The following is a 21847-nucleotide window of genomic DNA, read 5'->3' as shown; positions in this document are numbered from 1 at the left end:
GCATTTCGCTTAGAACCTGTGTACTTCCTTCAATTAGAAGGAAAAAATATGGATAGTAATTTTAAAATCAGTATACGTGTCAGCATCATTACCTTATTTGTGCTTTTGTTAAGCCTGGTAGGGTTCACTATTATTGGTATTAATTATATTGCTTTCAATAGTGTTCTTAACAGTAGCGCTAAAGATTCAATTGAGCAAACATCATTACTCGTCAAAGAGAGGTTTGAGATCTATTTAAATCCTTTAAATCAAGATTTAATTAAAATAACAAATGCCATAAATAATGGCATCATTAACCCTGATGATTCAAAACAATTTGATAAATTTCTTTTTGAATCAATTCGATATAATCCTGAAATATTTATGGTTTACTATGGTTCAACAACTGGTGATTTTATAGGAGTAGATAGAGAGCAAAAGGGAATAATTGGGTTAACCCATGTGATTAATTCCGTATCACCTCCAGTCAACGTTCGTTATCAATTAAACGAACAAGGAGAAATAATTGGAAAAAAATTGCTGACACGCCATTATGATCCCAGAGTTCGCCCGTGGTATCAACAAGCTATAAAAGCAGGGAAACCGATATGGACAAACGTATATACATTTTATGTATTTGATAAAAGTGACTTCCTTATCCCTGGAATTACCGGGGCTTCACCAATATATAATAAAAATAAGCAAATAAAAGGAGTGATTGCTCTTGACCTGACTATTGATGGTTTACAACATTTTATCCGAGAACTGGAATTAACTAAAAACACTATGATTTATGTGATTAATAATGAGTCCAATATCATTGCTTTCAGAACCCCTCAAAATAAAAAAGACATCCGTGGAAAGAAATTAACCCCGGAATGGATAAAAAAGCTGAATATTCCACTTAAGAAACTCGATTTCAATGATTTTGAACCCATCATCAAATCGTATACTCATGATAATCAAAAATATTATTTAGCATACCAACCTATATCCAGTACAAATGAAAAAGCACTATGGCATATTATTATTATTGTTCCTGAAACAGATGTGATAGAACCACTGAAAGACTTAAGCATGCGCTATATTTTGTTAACTATACTGGTCTTGCTGATTGGGACATTATTAGTTCGTATCGTTTCACAAAGAATATCAAATCCTATTATTCAACTGACTGAAGAAGCTAAAGAAATTACCATGCTTAACCTCAAACCCAGGCCACTTCTGAAGACCAGGATTAAAGAAGTCAGTTATATGGATAAAACACTATCATCTCTGAGATCAAGCTTAGCTTCATTCCAACGCTATGTTCCCGGATCTTTGGTAAAAAAATTAATGCGTAGCGGAAAGATTGCTCAAGTTGGAGGGCAAAGCCAAACAATTACTATTTTATTTTCAGATATAAAAGATTTTACAAGTATTTCAGAATCCACCTCACCACAAAAATTAATGACCTATTTATCCGATTATTTCCAGTCCATGACCGAGATAGTAATACAACATGAAGGGACTTTGGATAAATACATTGGCGATGCTATCATGGCATTATGGAATGCACCTTCAAAAGATACCAATCATTCATTGCATGCATGCCTGGCTGCCAAAATCATGATTGATCGCCTTAGCCTGTTAAATCAAAAGAATAAACATCTTGGATTTCCCGAATTTAAAATCAGAATTGGCATTCACACCGGAGATGCTGTTGTGGGTAATGTTGGTTCAGAGGATAGGCTAAGTTATACAGCCTTGGGCGACTCAGTCAATCTGGCAAGTCGCCTGGAATCAATTAATAAAAATTATCATACTCAAATCATTGTCAGTCACGCCACTTACACTCAAGTATCTGAAAAATTTCCTTTCCGTTTGTTAGATGAAGTGGCTGTAAGGGGTAAGCGTGAAAGTATTGAGATATATGAACTGATTACAGCCCAAAATCTTGAAAATCTTGAGCGACATAAAAAGGAATTTCAAAAAGCATTTTCTCTCTATCAAAAAGGTTCCTGGAAAGAAAGTATAAGCGCGTTTGCAAAACTTACTCCAGCCTACTCTGACGATCAATTAGCTTCCGTTTACATCGAACGCTGCAAGGTATTAGCAGTTAATCCACCTGTCAATTGGGATGGTATCTGGCGCGAAGGAAAAACAGATTACTCTCTTCTCGGAAAATTTGACTAGTATCACCAGAACCTTTTTGCTTATGCATGAGGCAGCCTGTCTTTTAATCTGGATAATTCAAGGCTTGGTTTTGAAGAGAGTATTTGTTTTAGCCAGGTTTCCAGAACGATTGTATTTCCCATGCTATCTAATAAAGACGTCTTGCTAAATTGTCTGGAATCCCCTTTCAATACTTGCTCATTGATAAAATCTATTTGATAGGTATAAAGTGACTTTTCTGCTTTCACGCTTATTTCTCTGGGTGTTGATTGAGTATTGAGAGAGATATAAATTTTGTTACCCTCAGAGCCAGGCAACCAGGGATTCGTTTCTACTTTTAAATGGCCTTTTGTTCCATAAACCTCGAATTGCCAATGCATTTCAATATCATCGGCAGTGGAAACTGCTGCAATTGAATCGTCTTCAAATTTTAAAAGAACGCTGGCTTGACTATCCGTGTTATTCCTGGAATTCATTCTTCCAATACCACGGATTTCGATTGGCTCTGCGTTAGCAAGCAGCCTCACTAAGGAAATTGGGTAACATCCGAGATTACGTATACTTCCTCCCGCAACAGGATTGGCTATTTCTGCAATGTTTGCTGTATATGTCGCATTATATAACTTTATCTTACCTATTGTGTTGCTTTGAATGATCTCTTGTAATTTTTTTATAAAGGGATGATATCGGTACATTAGAGCTTCCATACAAAAAACATTTGTTCTCTCAATTACTGAAATAACCTCATGGATTTCTTCTATACCAACAACAAAAGGTTTTTCACACAAAATATTTTTTCCTGCCTGCGCACAACGAATAATCCATTCTTTATGCAGATGATTAGGTAACCCTATATAAACCACATCTATATCACTATCGAGAATTAATGATTGATAATTGTCATAAAATTTTGGAATAGCGAATTTTTCAGAAAATCGTTTGGCTATCTTGCTTGTTCGACTCCCAATAGCAACAAGCTCACTGGTTTTTGATTCCTGAATTGCATTAGCCATCACTTCAGAGATAAAACTTGTACCTAAAATTCCCCATTTTATTATCGCATTATCCATATATTCCTTCCGGCTAAAAAATTGCTGACTGTATATTAAAACGCATAAATGACACGAGTGAAACCATAGCAGTAAAAACCACTTAAATTTCCTGCTCTAAGTTATTAAAAAAGCTATGGTAAGCAGTCAAATTTAGTTATTATGTCATTATCCATTATTTTACGGTTTTTAAATGCGCTCGATAGTAATTATACTTTTAGCCTTCGTTTGTTGTTCATTAGTACGTGCTAATGATGTCAATATTTCAACCGTAACCAAAGATGGCAATACATTTTTTTATCTTCAAGCTGGTGCCTATAATCTCGAAAAAGACGCTAAAATACGCCAAAATGAACTTGCCAAATTAGTCGATCAAAAAGTTGAAATTAAAAACCTGGCTGACAAACATCTTTACCTTGTGCAGATTGGTCCAATTGATGATTACCAAACTGCAAGAGCACTCAAAGAAAAGTTATCTCAAAAAACAGAAAAACAGTTTAATAAAATTAGCAAAAATCAAACCTCTTCACTTGAGGTAAGCCAACTGCCTAAAAATATGGAACAAGCGCAAACGGCTCCTCCAGGCAGTAAATTATGGAATTTACGTAACGCTGATATTAGAGCCGTAATCGCAGAAGTCTCTCGAATTACAGGTAAAAATTTTGTTATTGATCCCAGAGTACAAGGAAAAGTATCGATTGTTTCATCAACGCCGTTATCCAGCCGCGAGCTATATCAAGTCTTTCTCTCAGTACTGCAGGTATCAGGTTATGCCGCAATACCTAATGGAGAAATTATCAAAATTATTCCCAATATTGATGCAAAAACACAGTCACCTGATTTACTCAGTGGAATGAAGAGTCCTCCACGAGGTGACGATATGATGGTCGCCGTAATACCGGTTCATTATGTTCCTTCTGAACAACTGGTACCTGTTCTAAGGCCACTAATGCCCCAATGGAGCAGCGTATCTGCCTATGCTCCTTCTAATATGTTGATTCTGTCTGGTCGAGCAAACAATATTAAAAGCCTTGCGGAAATTATCAAACAAGTAGATAGCTCAAGTGCAAACGGCATAGACATGGTTCGTTTACATCATGCTTTGGCTATGGATGTTGCAAACACTTTAAAAGACCTGGTTAAAACTCAACCTGGTATCGGCAGCAGAACACAAATTACCATTGCTGCAGATGACCGTTCCAACTCAATTTTAGTCAGTGGGAGCAAAACGGATAGAATTCGTTTGCGAATGCTCATATTGAAACTGGATAAAGACAGCTCAACAGGAGTCAATTCAAATACACAAGTTGTTTACCTGAATTATTTAAGAGCTGAAGATTTAGTCCCTATACTGGCAGGTATAGCCCAAGCCAATTTTAGTGGAAATGTAGGAACAACCATTGGAACCATTACAAGACCCGCATTAGACAGCACCAACCCTGCCTCCAGTCTTGCCAATACCTCTGCCGATGGGCAAAGCTCTTCATTAAGCTCCACTTCGACCAGTTCTGCCCCTATGAATGCCTCAGGAGCGACAGCAAACACGACATCAGCAAGTACTCAAAATGAAGGCTCTACCAAGCCTACTGTACAGATAATAGGAGAACCGAACACTAACTCTATTATTCTTAATGCACCTGCTTCAATTATTCGTATTCTAAAAACAGTCATTTCTCAGCTAGATATAAAACCTGCTCAACTATTAATCGAGGCCCTCGTTGCTGAAGTGGATGAAAAGGACGTTAACAATCTGGGAATAGAGTGGGGATCAAATCAACAAACAGGCAATCCCAAGGACTTCAGACCAGGCTTTGCCATTATAAACAGTAAAACCAGGATTGACGATTTCCAGGCTCAAATTTATGCCTTGGCAAGAGAGCAAAGAGCAAATATTTTATCAACTCCCTCCGTAGTAGTCCTTGATAATCGTCAAGCAAAAATACTCATAGGTAAACAGGTCTCAATAGCAACAACCAGCTACCCCAATAATGCAGGAGGCACTACCACAGCAAGTCCTTTCACAACATTTGACAGGGTTAACGTTGCGTTGCACCTTTATGTAAGGCCGCAAATTACTCGCGGACAAGGAATTCAACTACAGATTGATCAAGGGAATGATACTTTGGATCCTGCAACTGCTACAACAGACAACACAACAACCCCCACTTTTAATATAAGCAGTATTGTAACTTCAGTTCATGTAGAAAGTGGTGATATTGTAGTACTTGGGGGGTTGATTCAGGACAGTATTGGAAATGACAATAATAAATTACCCATTTTAGGAGATATCCCTGGAATAGGCAGATTGTTTCAACGTAATATTCGTAACAGAGACAAGCGAGTACTCATGGTATTTATTAAACCTATCATATTACGCAACGAAAGAGATAACTTGCATGTCACAGGCGAAAAATACAATTATGTCCGTCAATATCAGCTGGATTGGATTCGCTCCCAAGAGGCTTTTGAACAAACAGATGATGAAACAGTGTTGCCCCCATTAACTCAAGGCAATCTACCAGTACCTTTTAGTACTCCTCCCCAATACTCATCAAAAATGACCAAATAAATCATGGAAAATGAAGAAAAATCACTTAAAATTCCTTACAGTTTTGCCAAAAGCAATGGAATTGTTGTGGGAGAAATACAAGAAAATCTGGCTATTGTCTATCATTTACCTAACACACCACTGCAGGCTTTCGCTGAGATAAAAAGATTATTGCAATGCGAACTTGATCTAAAACAAGTCGATGAATCCACTTTTCAGCAACATTTAGCCAATATTTACCAATCTAAATCTTCAATACTGGATGCCGCAGAAGGCATGGAAGAAGATATGGATTTATCCATGTTGGCCAGTCAACTTCCAGTCAGTGAAGACTTATTGGAAAACCAAGACGATGCCCCAATTATCCGCTTACTAAACGCTCTGTTTACCCAAGCGATTAAACAAAAAGCATCTGATATACACATTGAAACTTATGAAGACAGAGTATTGGTGCGCAATCGAATTGATGGTGTTCTGCAAGAGGTCCTTGAAATTCAACGAGCTATCGCTCCTTTGGTCATTTCCAGAGTTAAGGTGATGGCCAAATTGGATATCGCCGAAAAGAGAATTCCTCAAGATGGTCGAATTTCATTGCGTATAGGAGGACACAATATTGATGTCAGGGTCTCAACTTTACCCTCAAACCATGGAGAGCGAGTGGTTTTAAGGATATTGGATAAACAAGCTGCTCAACTGGATTTAAATCTTTTGGGTATGCCTGAACATACATTAAAAACAGTACGACAAATGATTGCTGAACCTCATGGCATTATTTTAGTCACTGGCCCAACAGGTTCAGGCAAGACAACATCTCTCTATGCTATGCTCACCGAACTAAATCAGGTGACTCGTAATATTTTAACCATTGAAGATCCCATTGAATATGACCTGCCTGGTGTAGGACAAACGCAGGTTAATACTAAAGTTCAAATGACTTTTGCCAAAGGATTAAGGGCTATATTACGTCAAGATCCGGATGTTGTCATGATAGGAGAAATCCGTGATTTGGAAACGGCTGAAATTGCTGTTCAAGCCAGCTTAACAGGGCATTTGGTACTATCAACCCTTCATACCAATACCGCATTGGGAGCATTAACTCGCCTGCATGATATGGGAGTTGAGTCTTTTTTATTGTCATCCAGTATAGTCGGCCTCATTGCACAACGTTTGGTAAGGAAATTATGCTCTCATTGCAAAACACCCCATGAATTAAGACAGGAAGAAAAGGAGTTAATGGGCCTTAAACCTGATGCTGATGTATCTCAGGTCTTTGAACCCAAGGGATGCGACTATTGCAACCACTTGGGTTATAAGGGAAGAACAGGAATTTATGAATTAATTATCGTAGATGAAACCCTGAGAGGAATGATTCATCGTAATGAAAATATTCAAACGATGGAAAATTATTTACGACCCACCACTCCAAGCATCCGTGAAGATGGTTTTAAAAGAGTATTATGTGGCGATACGTCACTTGCAGAAATTTTAAGAGTAACCTCTCAAAACTAAATTACCCATACTTTAGCAATTTTTAAACAGTCACACCACATCTTCAAGATATTAATCATTTAATTTATCAGCTTAATTAAACAAAGTAATTAGCCTAAGAAAAAGTTCTAAAGTCGCATTATAATTCAGCACCTACTCCATATAATCTACCGGCGGTGGGAAACTGATGAAATTCTTAGTCAATTGCTTTTCTCTTTGTTGGTTTGGATTAGCATTTTGACACCAATTATTCGACTTGGGATGCTTTTCTCCATTGCTCTTGGTAACAATACAAGATTTTGTATCGATAATTTCTGCCTTATTCGTTGGACATTGAGATGGATCCATTTCTGCAGAGCATGGGGCAAACTTCGTATTGACGACAAAGGTATACAGGTTATCATTCAAATCAGTGAAAAATACCTTGATAGGATATGAAGCTACCGTACCTACTCTAAATCCCGCTATTTGGCTATTAGTAGGCATAATAACGTTTTGCTTTACTTCCTGGCAATTCAAGTCATTGGCATCTTGATTGAACACACATACACCATACTTTTTAATCATAGGAGTATTTACTTGGTCTAATAAAGATAATGGCACACCAATGGCCACAGAAAAACCATCGGCATAATTAAACTCTTGTTGATTTTCAAGACCTTTAGTCCCACCAACAGTAAAAATCAATCCATCTCCTAGCTCACTCATAAAGCCAACAGCATCATCGACAGAAAACCCATAAGCATCCATGGAAAGATAATTTTTATCATGGATTAATTGGACATAAGGATTGAATAATAACTCAGGTATTGGTTTATTTTGGTAGTTATACTGTAAATCATGAATGTACATGGATTGAATCCCAGCATGATCCCATCCTGGGATATTTGTCTCTGCCAATGGATTAGCGCCAGCACCACACCCTTCGTTAAAAGGAACCCAACCATATATGTGCTTAATCGCTTCCCAGTAATTAAATGGCACAGGATCTATGCCGGGGGTTAAATTGCACTTCCCATGTTCATACAGCTGCAAATATTGTTGATGGTTTTTTTTAAAAAATTGCTGTACAGCACTAAGCTTTCCTTTTAAGTCTTGTGGACAGTCCACTTTTTGGGTTATATATTTGCTGATGTCTTCTTCATCCCAATTGACACAAGAACCCCATAAATTCTGCATACGTTGAACTGACTCACCAAAATGGAGTGATGCCTTTTGTTCCTCGGTACAATCCCCTTGAATACAAGCTAACACTGTTAATACCGGTGGAAAACCATCATTTGGCTTGACAGGTACATTGTCCCCAGGAGGTAATGTGCCAGATCTTTGTGCAAAAACATTATAACCTCCTGGTAATTTTAATTCATTGAGATTATAAACAGGCCAACCATGTCCTAAATTCGTCTCTAGAAACGAATTAAGATGGCTTCTAAATGTAGGCAAGGACATTACTGAACCGCTATATCCAATATAAGGATTATTTTTAGGCCCTATTGCAACAGGCATATAAACATGGTCTACGTAGGAAATGTTATAGCCTACATTTTCTGGCTTTAATATTCTTGTTGACTGCTTGGGTGGAATAATAGAGTCGCCGAAAGTATATTCTGATAACTGCGCGTATATATTTTCTGGAAACTGAACGTCGCTAGAATATACGCTTAATTTACACTCGGTATTTGTCCCATCACAGCTAACGTCTTCAGGGGTCGATAATGCCTGATCGTTTTCATTTCTCAATCTTTCGTTTTTATCAGCTAAAACGATACGCCCTCCATTCCACCAAGTGATGTAACGATCATTTGCTAATTGACTATATAATGGCAAGGTAATTTTTACTGAGGAACCTGGAACTATTCCTGTCCCCTCGTTCACATACAGTTTATAAACATAGTTTGTTGGATAAGATTCTGTGGTACGAAAACAGCCTTGAATCCATTCATTTACTGCATTTTTGCTGGTTGCCAAAACAGGATAAATCGTAACTTCAGAGTTGTTAAATATAGTGATTGTCTTTGGTTTGACTGTCATTGGATTGCCATCGTAGTCTTTGCACACAATGCCTTTAGCAGCAGAAATCTCTATATTCAATGACAAACCTATACTTCCAAAGACAAAAAGCAGTATTTTGTTCATATTAATTTCTCTTTGTACAATATTTTATAAAAATAGCACAAAAAGTAATTTTTCAAATTAGCAATCATCTGTCAGCGAGTTGGTCGGATAAGCAGTGGCCGTTACCGGCCACCACTCTCCTAAGAACCGTGCATGCGAGTTTCCCCGCACACGGCTCAAGCCTCTCTGAGGCTATTCGAAGTGAAATTGAAAAATATGTGCTCATTTCAAGATTATATCTTGTCTAAAAAACTGATAAGACAACAAGCTCCGCTTTATATGGAAATGGCTGTCAAAGACTGACTTACTCGATCAGAATAGTGGGAAACCGCTTCTTGCACTGCATCATATGTTGAGAAAAAACCAACATATTTTATCAAAAAGAATGATTCGTTCTGAACAATTCTATGCATTAGCGGCTTAAATAAGCCCAAAATAACTTCGTCTAACGTCTTTGGCACAAATACGACAACTTCCAAATAAAGCCTTAATTCTTTTAATTTAAAATGTTTATTTATTAAGCCAACTGATCATTGGTTAAATATAAAATATAAAATTTGAGGTGTTCTTATGAAACAAAAAATTGATTACATTGCACGATATTTTAAACTGATGTCTCCTATTATTAATAGAGAAGAAATTAATAATATTGTTAAAGCTCAAGATGAACTTGAAATTACTGGAGCACCAGAACATGGATCACATAAACTTTCTATAGTTAAAGAGCTAGAAACAGGATTTGAGTACGTTCAAAAACAGACAAAAAATCAAACCGAAACTGAAAAAGAATTTATGATGGCAAGTTTTCTAAATAAGGTCAATCCAAATCATCCAAAATGTAAACTAGTAGAAACTAATAATGGTTCAGTCAGTATCTTATCTCGCAAACAAGAAAACACACAAGATGTTGAGCAATTTGTTCGAGCAGGAAGAACAAATGAATTATTAGAGAAAAAGGTGATTGGTCTTGAAGATACGTTAATAGCGGATAATATTTTAGGCAAACAGTCAGATACTAAACTGGCGAATATGCTTGTGAAAGATGAAGGTGATACCTTAGTTTTTTCTAATATTGATCATGAGCGAGCTAATTTACCCACGTTTAGTTTATTTAATTCGGGACAAAGGAGATATCCAACTTCTGCTCATGAATTAGTTAGCGGTATTGCCGATCTATACGAGCCTAGTGATGATAACCGTTCGGGTCTTGCTGGTGATAAACGAGCAAAAGAATTTGGAGAGGTGGCCACGAAAGTAATAAAACAAGAAAAAATTAAATCAGCTTATGAAAAAGTTGCAAATGCCGATATAGATTCGGTGTATAAAAAATGCAGCTCTTTATCTCAAAACAGTACGTTTTTTGGAGGTAAAAATAATTGTAACGCCTATCGGCAATATTTCAAGGAAATCCAGAAAGAGGCGGCAGACACTGTGTCAAAATTTGATTTGAAAAAATAAATAGTAAATCTACCCTGATCAATATAATAAGCTAGATGGTTGTAGTCTTAGGCTCTCTAGCTTACTATGGCTATTCCAAAAGGCCCCAGTCATGCACGAATGCGTGATACAGATTGCAATTTTAGGATATAAACGAATGTATAGTAAATTATTACGAGGCGCCGCTACCGCTGTGGCTGGATACGTATCTTACGTGTTGCTGAATGAAACAAAAAGAGAACACGAAATAAAATCTAAAGAAGAAATTAAAGACTGCGAGGATCTTGTTAAAAATTCATCCGAATTTAAAGAAATAGGTAGGCCAATTCATGGAACTCTCTCATCATCTTATGTCCAGCATATAGAGACTGGGAATATCTATGTTAAAAAAGGAGCTCATTCTCGTAGGGATTTAGTAAAAGAACTAATGGTATCAAATGCCCTTCATAAAATTCGAGAAGATCAACCTGAGTGTTTAATTATGCAAACACCAATAAAAAATGGCTTCCAATACCACACCTTGTCTCGAAAATTTGATCATACTCAAGATGTTGAGGAATTTGTTCGTAATGGACGAATAGACGAGTTAAGGAAAAAAGAAGTCATTGGATTAGGAGATACACTGATAACTGATCATATTTTTGGTAAACAATCTGATACAAAACTTGCTAATATGGTGGTCAGAGATAAGCAAGATAAACTAATTTTTACTTCAATTGATCACGAAAGGGCAGTTAACCCAACAAGCTTTAGTTTCTTTCATCCTACCCCTCCTATTTATACAAAGAATAAATCTACACTTATCCGATCCATAAATGATTTAGGCGAACAAAGCGAGGATAATCATGCGGGTTTAGCAGGTGATCCCAGAGCAAAGGAGTTTGGTGAAGTAGTAGAAAACGTTATAAATAACTTGGATATTGATAATTATTATCAAAAGGTAGCTACAACGAATTTGTCTAGTGTAATAAGCCAATGCGAGAAGTTAGCTAAAGCCAGTAAAGGCAGGTTAGTGCAGTCAGAAGATTGCGCTGGTTATGAATCTTTCTTCAAAGAAATGCAAAGAAATGCAAAAAATCAATTAGAATCATCTAAACCACAAGATGATACACCGGTCCTGCGAAAAAGTTATTAGCCAACTAGTTGCTAGGGCCTGTTGACAATTCACTCCTCCACCCTACGTGCCGCGGCTTGTCCGCGGCATCCAGGCGATGGTAAAGGTAACACCGAGTTTGAATAATCAGTTAATCTATTGATAAGTAGAAGCAAACTCATAATATACTGGTTCTCACCCCAGATATAAAATGAGTTTGCAATGCCAAGACTGATGCTTAGTGATGAGCTATGGTCAAAGCTGAAGGGAATCATGCTACAGCACAAGATTTATGACAAGCCAAATCTGCGAATGATCGTTGAGGGAATGTTATATCACATGCGTGTTGGTTGCCCTTGGCGAGACCTACCAGCAGCATTTGGATGCTGGAATTCAATTTATCAACAATTTAATCGTTGGTCATTCAAAGATAAATTAATGCAAATTTTTAAAGCACTTGTGCACGCTCCCGATCTTGAATGGGAATTCATCGACGGGAGTATTGTTCGTGCTCACCAACACAGCACAGGCGCGTGTAGTACAGAAAGCGAAGCCATTGGTAAGTCCAGAGGAGGTAACACAACAAAAATTCATATGGCTGTTGATGCCTTTGGGTTACCTATTGAATTTCAACTAACCGGGGGCAAGGTACATGATGCAAAAGCCGCGCCAGAGCTAATTGAACAATTGCCCAAATCTGATTATGTTATTGCTGACAAAGGATATGATAGTGAAGACATTCGGGAACAAATCAGGGAAAAGGGTTCTATACCAAACATCCCACGGAAAAGTAACTCCAAAACCGGTAATAAGGATATTGATTGGTATTTGTACAAATATCGGCATCTGGTGGAAAACATGTTTGCATGTCTTAAACATTTTCGCGCCATTGCCACGCGATATGACAAATTGAAACGAAATTATGCCTCCATGATTGCAATCGCTTGCTCTTGTATGTGGCTGCCTATGTAATCACACCATCCAGTGTTATCATTCCTGTGAGTCCAATATCAACAAGGAAGCAGGATGAGGTCATTTTACGTCTATATCATGGCGAGCAAGCGTAATGGGACATTATACGTCGGTTCAACGGTTGATTTGATTAAACGCGTTTGGCAGCACAAGCAGAAAGTGGTTCCGGCGTTTACTGCTACTTACAATGTGCATATTCTAGTTTATTACGAAATCCATCAGAGCTACATCGAGGCTGCACGGCGTGAAAAACGTTTCAAAAACTGGCCTCGACAATGGAAAATAAACACCATTGAACAGTTAAATTCAGAATGGCGTGATCTATACGAAGATATTTGCCGCTAATCAGATCGTCTGGATGCCGCGGACAAGCCGCGTCACGTAGGCTGGAGGAGTGAATTGTCAACAGACCCTAGTAATTACCAGTGACCTTATACAAAATATGTTTAATTGTGTGATTCATAGACATCGTTTCAATTAATTGATAGATTTACCCACCTTATGAAACAGCAAATTAAAGCTAGGTTAACTTAGGTAAATCTATATCTTGAGACTATAGATGCAGGATATGTTTGCCGTAAATGTGGTATTTCTCGTCCTAACCTGAGAAAGTGGTACAGACGCTATCTAAAGGCTGGTATCGATGGATTAAATGATGAAAGCAAAAAGCCTCATTTATTTCCAGGGAAGTTAAATTCAGAGCTGATTAAACTAACTCTTGATTTGCGTATCAGTCGTAATTTGGGCGCCAGGGGTATCCAAGCTGAATTGGTTAGATTGCCCAAATGTCCACTTTCTTTAGCGAGCATCCATAAATCATTAACTAACCTCACCTCGATATAAGAATAAGTCTATGTCATTGAATTATTGAAAAAATTATCGGTACTATATACATTTTGTTTCTTTAAAACTCACCTCTGAATTATGAAAGGAAACAAGATGTTAGCAGCGACAGTAGAAATATTCTGTGATATTGATGATTTTTGCAAGGCATGGTTTAAAGAAATGTCGCCTTATTTACTTCCATTACCGAATCGCAAAAGACAACGCCCTTGTAGGCTGTCAGCTAGTGAAATTAAGATAATTTTGTCATTAACTGAATGAGTTTCAACTTAATCTGACACAACTACTTGAAAAACCGGTAACTGTCAGATCAAGTTTGAACTACTACACATTATAAAAATATGTCGAGCTGAGGTTAAATTATTGTGCAGCAAGGCGGCTCTCCTTCCTCAAGAGATTTTTGTTTATTATTTTGATTAACATTTTTTTCTGGCACCTTTTCAATTTGTACCGCAAAGAATCCTTTCTTTGTAAGTAGGGGCACATATTCATCAAGCTCTCTATTAATTATCTGTCCTTCTTCTTTCCTATTGCTTTCTTCAGAAATAGGGTTAGTTGGTATGTTTTGCACATCATCTTTACATGTTGCATCTTGAGGTTCACTATTATCTTGTGAATCTTTTATCGCCTCATTTATATTATTCATTGCTTCTCGAACATGTCGTCTTGCGAATCGTGTAAAGCCTGGTTCGGTTCCTTTGGTAACATTTTTGAGTTCCGTTATAAAGCGTGCAAACTCATTTTGCGAATTTTCATTTTTCTCCGATTTTTCTGACAAATAGGCTTTGTTGATTCCTCCCTGCCATAAATCTAATCCAAATTCACTGTGTTTAACCATACTTGCAGCAGTCACAAGAATTGGAATTTTATCTTGTTGATTAAACACATTTAAAAAATCTTCTATTTGGGCTTCAGTTGCAGAAGTTGTGTCCAGGACGAACACTTTTGGGCAAAGATCTTTAGTGCAAAGATCTTTTAAAACTTCTATGGCAGTTCTTACCTCCAGATGATCTTTGTTAACACAAGGATTGTTATCAGCAAAATACACTGTAGGATTGTTTTCCAGGCTATTTACATGCTCCATATACTTTGGAAAAGATTGTTGGATAATATTTATTCCTTGTTTTAATATTAACCTAAGCTTTTCCTCATTAAATTGGATTGCCCCCCTATCGTTTTCAGTATTTATTTCCAAAGCATTTTTAATTGCTGTTAAATTTGAATTAATAATTGAATCTACATCAAGTTTTTTTCTTTCAATTTGATTGCTATAAATTTCAGTATAAATATTTTTAAAACAGATCGTTACTTCAGATCTTCCCATTTTGACCAAGCCAGTTTTATTTGACTCATTTGCAAAATTCTCTAATAGCATCTTAAAAGCGCGATTTTCAAGTTTTTCTTTAACAACTTCAGAACGCACAAATTGTGACTCGTCTAAGGTTTTATTCCAAGATAATAATAACTCAAAGTATGCATAAGGGTCACTGCCATAAGAAATTGGCATCTCATTATTATAACTAAACACTTTTGCTGCTGCATAAAGCGGCGCAAATAGAGCGCTCATACCTGCTGGTGAGTAAAAATTTTTTTGTGCATATTTATTGGCATGCTCATCATCACTGGTATCATCCGTAATCAAGGGCATAGTTTTCAATAATGAAGTGACAACCCCATTTTGAAGATTAATCAAGTCCCTCGTTAACTTAGCTAGATCCTTTTCTTCTCCACGATTCTGTTCAACACCAAGTATTTGCGCGTAAAGACGAGTGATCTTTCTATATAAAGATAGATATTTTCGGTCAATATATTGAAACGGATTATTCCTCTGTGCATCATCAATTGCTTCCTTTAACCAACACTCCTGTACTTCAGTCAATTTTATCAAATCTTTAGAGGAAAAATTTTTTAAAAGAAAATAATGAATAACATCTGCATTAACTTTTAAAGAAGATCCATGTTGGTGCTGGTTATCATAAAGAGTAATTGCTCCATTTTTACTATCAAAGTAATAAAATCTTTTCAATACGCCTTTTTTTAATTTATCTTTATCAATACGCGTTATGTCTTTTGTTGAAAAATAAATGTCCTTACATTCTGATTTCACTTTTGATTCTTGTAGAAACTTGTTTACTTCTTCTTGTGTTTTTTCTCCTGTTTTATATAAGTCATAAAGGTATTTATGCCCATCCCCACAAAACTCTCCAGCTCTAAATAGATTGAGTAAATCATCTTTGTCTTTCAACGTAAATTTTGCTAAGGACTTATCTGTCTGTTTTATTCCTTCTTCAACACATTCTATCCACTGTTTATTTGGTGTAAGGCCAAGTGATAATCTAACACCCGTATGAACATCGGTTAATGTCGGGGTGAGAAACCCAAAACTTTGTCGCCTATCTATCAATGGGGACAGATTTTTTTCTTTTAATTTTAAATTAATCTGAGCAATCATCATATGGGTAACAAACTCAGAGTATCCTTCAGGGATATTTTCGGGTTTACTCCTATACTCATCATATTTAAAGGTAACAATTAAACAAGGATATTTGGCTTTAAGTTGGTTGCTATCAACCTTTAGACACTTAAAATTTTCGTCTTTTAAATGCCGAACCAGGGTTTCTACCACATTTGTTTTATGTTCCAATACCCTATCTTTTAATTTAAGGGTTAATTGATTTCCTCTTTTATAAGAAATACCGTTACTTTGATATTCAATAATCTTATCTACTCGTGTAGCATTTCCCCCTATGTTATAAGCTTCTCCATTCCCTGCAATTACACCTTCCACATTACAGCCAAATTTGTTTAATTGATTTTTTAAAATTAAAGTATCTTTACTTTGAATGGCAGAAATAATTGCTAATAATTCGTTGTTAGTTAATTTTCTGTTACTATTCAATTTGTTAATAATATTATTCTTTGTCTCTGAATATAAACTGATAGGTAATAATTTAGCAGGTTCTGACTTTTTAAATTTACACTTCACATATAATGAATTATTATCAGTTCCTAAAAAAATCTCCCCTAAATTGGGGTCATTATTTTTCAACTCATTAAAATTTTTATAAGTTATTACATTACCTCTCTTATTAGTATGATGATACTCGTTAGAGCTCTGAGAACGACGATAAGTGCCTTCTTGATTTGGAACATGACTAGCAACTTGTACTGCTCGTGTATCAAATGGACAAGGCAAAGGCAGAATGCTATTGTTTATTTCTAATTTTTTTAGAATTTTCTTATCAATATCAGGGAATATGTTGCTTATTTTTCGTAAGTTATCATTATATAAACTAATTTCATCATTTAACTCAGAGCTATATTTCTTAATTTCATGTTCGGTCCCTTTTTTTTCTAATTCTTTTATGAGTCTTTCTATCGTTGCTAGATTTTTTAAGACTTCTAAATTTTCGACAAACCCTTTTTCAGCTGCATTAAGAAAAATCCGCTCCTCAAGATTATTGTGATTATTGGAGTGAAAGCTTCCCGTACGTAAACATCCTGAGGATGTTTTAATTTCATAACATATTTCATCTACAGAGGTCGTATAATAAAAAGTGTTATTATCTCTATCTATCCCTTCCTCAGGAAGCGTGTCAAAAGACAATACATACTCATCAGACTCTGTATTTTGTTCCGGAGATTTTTCTTCTTGTTTAAATTTATAACCATTTTTTTTGCTCTTAAATAATTCATTTAATTCATTTCTAAAATATTCAATAGATTTCATAATCAAAACAACCTCAAAAAATTCCAATATCAATTCTTATCTAAATTGATCACTTTATGATCATTTGGTTTTTATTTTATGAACCAATGATTAAAGTAAAATGATGAAAATCGTCGTAAATGCGACAAAAGACTATGAAAGGTAGGCTTTTTGATATAAAGCGGTTGCTCTAAATGTACGCTGAGCCACTCACCATTTGAATCGAGGTATAAGGAATCTCAGATTAAAACAGTGGCTAATAAGTTAGCCAGAGCATGTTTTTATGTATTGAGAGATAACATAGTATTTGAGGTTCATTGAGCGTTTGCCTAATGTTTTATAACCAACATATAACCAATTGATTATTAATAATAATTAATTATGAATTCCTTGTTTTTTTGCAAACATGTATTAAAAATAAGAGCAGAAAAAAAATTGACCATCCAAGAGGTGGCTACAAAATTTAGAGTAGGAAAAGCCAGTGTCATTCGTCGGCTTATAGAGTTTGAACCGAAAAAGAAATGCAAAAAGCTCGCAACCAAGATTGATGCGCCAAACTCAAGTGCGCTTAAATTTAGAATAAATAGGTATATAATCAAAGTGTTGCACAGAATTTGCAGAACCACATTCATCATATGTATTATCTGCACAAAGAAAAAACTCTTTTGCCCCTAATTCGGTAGCACGAGACACCGCTTCATCAATCGAATTAAAATGACATATTTCCTTTCCTTTATGGATAAAGTGATCTGAATCTTTAGAAATAATTTCAACAATATATTCATGAAGTTCTATTGGAGAATAAATTAAAGCGATAGATTCGGACCCGTTCTTTGCCTTATTAATTAAATTTTCACGTGTTTGGTTTGCCATTACTTAATTCCCAAGCAAATTATATATAATTATAGCCATATTTTTGCCTAGAAATTTAAAGATATCCGCTGTATGGCCTAAATTGAGAATAAAAAGGTTAATTGCCAATTTATTTTTAAAGACAATCTTTTATTTCCCATAATACTTGCGCATCAAATCCAATGCCTGGGTAATAACATCCACTCTGGGTACCGCATCGTCAAGAGGCTCTGCCTTCATACCAGTAATTGTAATTCTTCCGGAGGTTTCTAATGCTGTGGCTCGATCTGCTTCAAAAATTCCCATATTAATATAACTTCCTACCAATAGAAATGAGGCTCGATTGCCCTCAATTAGCAAGTTATACCCGATGCTGTAGTCAGAAACAGGATTTTTGCAAGCAAATAAACGCTGTAATATTGTAGGTACAATATCATAGCTGCTGGTGAGATAATTAAAACGACGAGCTAACTCCCCTGGCCAATGAATAATCAAGGGAACGTGTAGTTGAATAGGGGTAAAATTACTGGTATGTCCCCAATAATTTTGACGATTATCATTAAATTCTTGGCCATGATCAGAGGTAATTATAATGATGCTGTTTTTTAAATAACCTTTTTTTTCGATAACCCCTAATACTTTCGAAATTTCCTGGTCAATAAATGTGACTGCATTCAAATAACGATTGTAGTAAGGTACTGGATCAACATGATTTGTCATTCCAATTCGTACACATTCTTCTATTGCGGGTTTGTATAACTGCGGAAAACTTTGATATCTACAATAGTCATGTGGCGCATTGTAAAAAATGTGAAGAAAGAATGGGTTATTTGTTTTAGGATCTGTTAAAAATTGGATAGCTTCCTTGGTGGAATATCTGTCCTTGTCTCCGGTATCGTCTATTGGCGCTCCATTGGTATTGAGATTGGCAATTTTTTTATAAATAGTCTGATCTAATGGCAGTGGAGCCATAGAGCCAGACCAAATAATTTTTGTCTGAAAACCATGTTGTAATAATAAATCAATTAAAACTGGTGATTTTTTTTGCTCCAGGACTGCCGTCGAGTAATTACTGGGAATCGAATAAAATAAAGAAAACAATCCTGGTTGTGTGGCATTTCCAGCACTCATATGCTGAGAAAATTGCCAACTTCTTTTTGCAAATTGTGCCGTATTCGGCATATATTTTGCCCTTAGGGAATCATAGCGAAGTGAATCTACCATTATAAGGATAATGTTATAAGGTTTTTCAGGCATCTTACATTGCATGGGATGTAAGGGATAATGCAATGGATAATTGGGGAAAAGAGGCTGTGTAAAATGGTGCTCACTGTAGCGGCGTAATATATCATCCGCGTTTTTATCAGGGATAGTATAAGCAATGAGTTGATTATAAAGGGGCAAATTAGGTATTTGCTGAGCAAATAAATTATTATTTTGAGCTATCGATAAGAGCAATATAAAATAACTTATTAATGCCCCACCAAGCCAAAATAATGAAATAGTTTTACCAATTTTCAAACGTTCTTTTAAAACTATTTTTTTCCATACCAACCAGGCAACAATAGACTCCAGAAAGAGTATAAAGACAATCATAAAAAAAGACAAAATCAGTTCATATCTGGAAAAAGTGAAAATGACACTCCAATCTGAATTAAAAATAAACGATAATATTGTTTTATTAAGATGAAACTTAAACATTGAAAAAACTTGACTATCAACAAATAAAAAAATAAGACTTGTGGCAGCCGCAACAACACTGATAATCCAAATTATTCGTTTATAAGGTAAAAAAAATGCCATTATTATGATTGGTATTGCAGGGACAAAAGCTAAAAACATCATATAAGTAAAATAATTTAAAACTGAGAAAACCAGAATGAGAATTTTTCCTGATAGGCTTGAATAATCAGCGATATAATTTTTAAACAGGGAGGCATTTAATAAAATGGACTTTAAATACCCCAAGCCAACAAGCCAAAATATGAATGAGTTTATTAAAAAGAACCATCCAACAAATCGTAAGGTTAAATTATTTTTTCTTAGATATGTTTTTATATTCATTACCAATTCAAATGTAATTTCGAATTTATCTTAATGAACAATCCAGTCAATAAACAGCAATTAATGTAGCCAATATACCTGATTTAAAATTTCTGAAAAGGTAATCGCAGTCTATATTAAGTATGAGATAGAAGTCCATTCTGATTCAAGAGAAGCGCATAGAAGGAACAATTATTCAGCAATCCTCCGCCATGTTGTTCCTGTTGCACCATCTTCCAGCTCTATGCCTTTGCTCAATAAATCAGCTCTAATCTGATCTGCCTTTGCCCAATTGCGTTCCGCTCGCGCCTGAAGACGCTCGGCAATGAGTTGTTCTATAACCAATTTTTCTTCCTCTGCCAAACCGGATTGCAAGAATGATTCGGGATCTTTTTGTAAAAATCCAAGAATACCAGCAAGGTTTTTCAGGGTATGAGCCAATGCAGGTGAATTACTTTTGTTTACCTCATGAGCCAATTGGAAAAGAACCGATAATGCAACAGGAGTATTGAAATCATCATTCATTGCCTGATTAAATTGCACTTGCCAATACTCATCCAGTTTACTATCTTCGGTTTGTGGCGGAACATCTTTAACCGCTTGATAAAGCCTGATAAGGGCTTTTTTGGCATTTAACAAATTTTCTTCTGAATAATTCAAAGGACTGCGATAATGACTACTTAATAGAAAATAGCGGATGACTTCCGGATGATGCTCTTTTAAAACATCGGCAATAGTGTAAAAGTTCCCTATTGATTTTGCCATTTTTTCGCCATTAACCTGCAACATTCCGACATGCAGCCAATAATTAGCAAAAGGTTTACCCGTAGCCGCTTCACTTTGAGCAATTTCATTTTCATGATGTGGGAATTGCAAATCCAATCCACCTCCATGAATATCAAATTGTTCACCTAATTCATGCATAGCCATAGCTGAACACTCAATGTGCCATCCAGGCCGCCCTTCCCCCCACGGTGAAGGCCAACTGGGTTCACCCGGTTTTGCTTTTTTCCATAGCACAAAATCAAGCGGTGAACGTTTCTCTTTTACAATCTCTACGCGAGAACCCGAAACCAAGCCTTCAATATCTTTATGCGATAATTTCCCATATTCGGGAAAGGTATCTACTTCATAGCACACATCGCCATTCTCACTGACATACGCGTTACCTTTTTCAAGCAAACGTTGAATCAAGCGAATGATAGTTTCAATGTGCCCGGTTGCCCTTGGCTCATGGTCAGGTGGCAAAATATTTAATGCATGAGTATCATTATTCATTGCATCAATATATTGTGCGGTCAATTCATCAATAGATACACCTCTCTCCGAGGCTCTTGCGATGATTTTATCATCTATGTCAGTTATATTGCGTACATAAGTTACATCGAATCCTTGTGAGCGCAGATAACGAACCATTACATCAAAGGCAACCATTGAACGGGCATGCCCTAAGTGGCAGTGGTCATACACAGTAATTCCGCATACATACATACCTATCGTTCCGGGCTTTAAGGAAACAAATGGTTCTTTTTTTCTGGTCAAAGAATTATATAAATGTAACATGT

The 21847-nt window shown here is 36.1% G+C and carries 13 protein-coding genes and 2 pseudogenes; 9 read left to right on the top strand and 6 right to left on the bottom strand.

Annotated features, from left to right (window positions below; genetic code table 11):
• Positions 1-48: 48 nt before the first annotated feature.
• On the top strand, positions 49-2154 hold the full coding sequence (locus LPG_RS06620; protein ID WP_015444553.1) for an adenylate/guanylate cyclase domain-containing protein: 2106 nt from the start codon (positions 49-51) through the stop codon (positions 2152-2154).
• Between the two features lie 20 nt (positions 2155-2174).
• On the opposite strand, the gene LPG_RS06615 is transcribed toward LPG_RS06620, so the two are convergent.
• Positions 2175-3203 carry a Gfo/Idh/MocA family protein gene (locus tag LPG_RS06615; protein ID WP_015444554.1) on the bottom strand — a complete coding sequence of 343 codons (1029 nt, stop codon included), beginning with the start codon at positions 3201-3203 and terminating at the stop codon, positions 2175-2177.
• 172 nt (positions 3204-3375) lie between these two features.
• On the opposite strand from LPG_RS06615, the gene lspD reads away from it, so the two are divergent.
• Together lspD and lspE are read left to right on the top strand one after the other, a co-directional pair.
• Positions 3376-5751, top strand: a complete 2376-nt coding sequence (lspD, locus tag LPG_RS06610) for a GspD family T2SS secretin variant LspD (RefSeq protein WP_010947051.1) — start codon at positions 3376-3378, stop codon at positions 5749-5751.
• Positions 5752-5754: 3 nt separating this feature from the next.
• Positions 5755-7239, top strand: coding sequence for a GspE family T2SS ATPase variant LspE (gene lspE, locus LPG_RS06605; RefSeq protein WP_010947050.1), 1485 nt, complete (start codon positions 5755-5757; stop codon positions 7237-7239).
• Between the two features lie 132 nt (positions 7240-7371).
• On the opposite strand, the gene LPG_RS06600 is transcribed toward lspE, so the two are convergent.
• A complete protein-coding gene (locus LPG_RS06600) occupies positions 7372-9354 on the bottom strand; it encodes a hypothetical protein (protein ID WP_010947049.1) in 1983 nt (660 codons plus the stop codon).
• A 549-nt stretch (positions 9355-9903) separates the two neighbouring features.
• On the opposite strand from LPG_RS06600, the gene ravW reads away from it, so the two are divergent.
• The 6 genes and pseudogenes from ravW to LPG_RS06570 all read left to right on the top strand — a co-directional run.
• Complete coding sequence (gene ravW / locus LPG_RS06595) at positions 9904-10791, top strand: Dot/Icm T4SS effector RavW (RefSeq protein WP_010947048.1); 888 nt, start codon at positions 9904-9906, stop codon at positions 10789-10791.
• A gap of 91 nt (positions 10792-10882) precedes the next feature.
• Positions 10883-11905: a Dot/Icm T4SS effector RavT gene (ravT, locus tag LPG_RS06590; protein ID WP_010947047.1), complete on the top strand. Its 1023-nt coding sequence runs from the start codon at positions 10883-10885 to the stop codon at positions 11903-11905.
• 180 nt (positions 11906-12085) lie between these two features.
• Positions 12086-12835 (top strand): IS5 family transposase, encoded by a 750-nt coding sequence (locus LPG_RS06585; protein ID WP_010947046.1) that lies wholly within the window; start codon positions 12086-12088, stop codon positions 12833-12835.
• 54 nt (positions 12836-12889) lie between these two features.
• Complete coding sequence (locus tag LPG_RS06580) at positions 12890-13180, top strand: GIY-YIG nuclease family protein (RefSeq protein WP_010947045.1); 291 nt, start codon at positions 12890-12892, stop codon at positions 13178-13180.
• Positions 13181-13381: 201 nt separating this feature from the next.
• A pseudogene (locus LPG_RS15475) lies at positions 13382-13678 on the top strand (helix-turn-helix domain-containing protein); the annotation flags it as partial.
• Between the two features lie 96 nt (positions 13679-13774).
• Positions 13775-13930 (top strand): annotated as a pseudogene (locus LPG_RS06570) (IS982 family transposase); the annotation flags it as partial.
• Between the two features lie 103 nt (positions 13931-14033).
• On the opposite strand, the gene legC1 reads toward LPG_RS06570, so the two are convergent.
• The 4 genes from legC1 to cysS form a co-directional block, all read right to left on the bottom strand.
• Entirely contained in the window at positions 14034-17441 is a 3408-nt protein-coding gene (gene legC1, locus LPG_RS06565) for a Dot/Icm T4SS effector LegC1 (RefSeq protein ID WP_010947043.1), read from the bottom strand.
• A gap of 504 nt (positions 17442-17945) precedes the next feature.
• Positions 17946-18260, bottom strand: coding sequence for a DUF6482 family protein (locus LPG_RS06560; RefSeq protein ID WP_010947040.1), 315 nt, complete (start codon positions 18258-18260; stop codon positions 17946-17948).
• A 129-nt stretch (positions 18261-18389) separates the two neighbouring features.
• Positions 18390-20303 (bottom strand): DUF3413 domain-containing protein, encoded by a 1914-nt coding sequence (locus tag LPG_RS06555; protein ID WP_015444561.1) that lies wholly within the window; start codon positions 20301-20303, stop codon positions 18390-18392.
• A 171-nt stretch (positions 20304-20474) separates the two neighbouring features.
• Positions 20475-21845: a cysteine--tRNA ligase gene (cysS, locus tag LPG_RS06550; protein WP_010947038.1), complete on the bottom strand. Its 1371-nt coding sequence runs from the start codon at positions 21843-21845 to the stop codon at positions 20475-20477.
• Positions 21846-21847: the final 2 nt, after the last annotated feature.

Origin of the sequence: Legionella pneumophila subsp. pneumophila str. Philadelphia 1 (assembly GCF_000008485.1) — a bacterium.
GTDB lineage: Bacteria > Pseudomonadota > Gammaproteobacteria > Legionellales > Legionellaceae > Legionella > Legionella pneumophila.
This window is presented reverse-complemented; position numbering and strand designations above follow the sequence as displayed.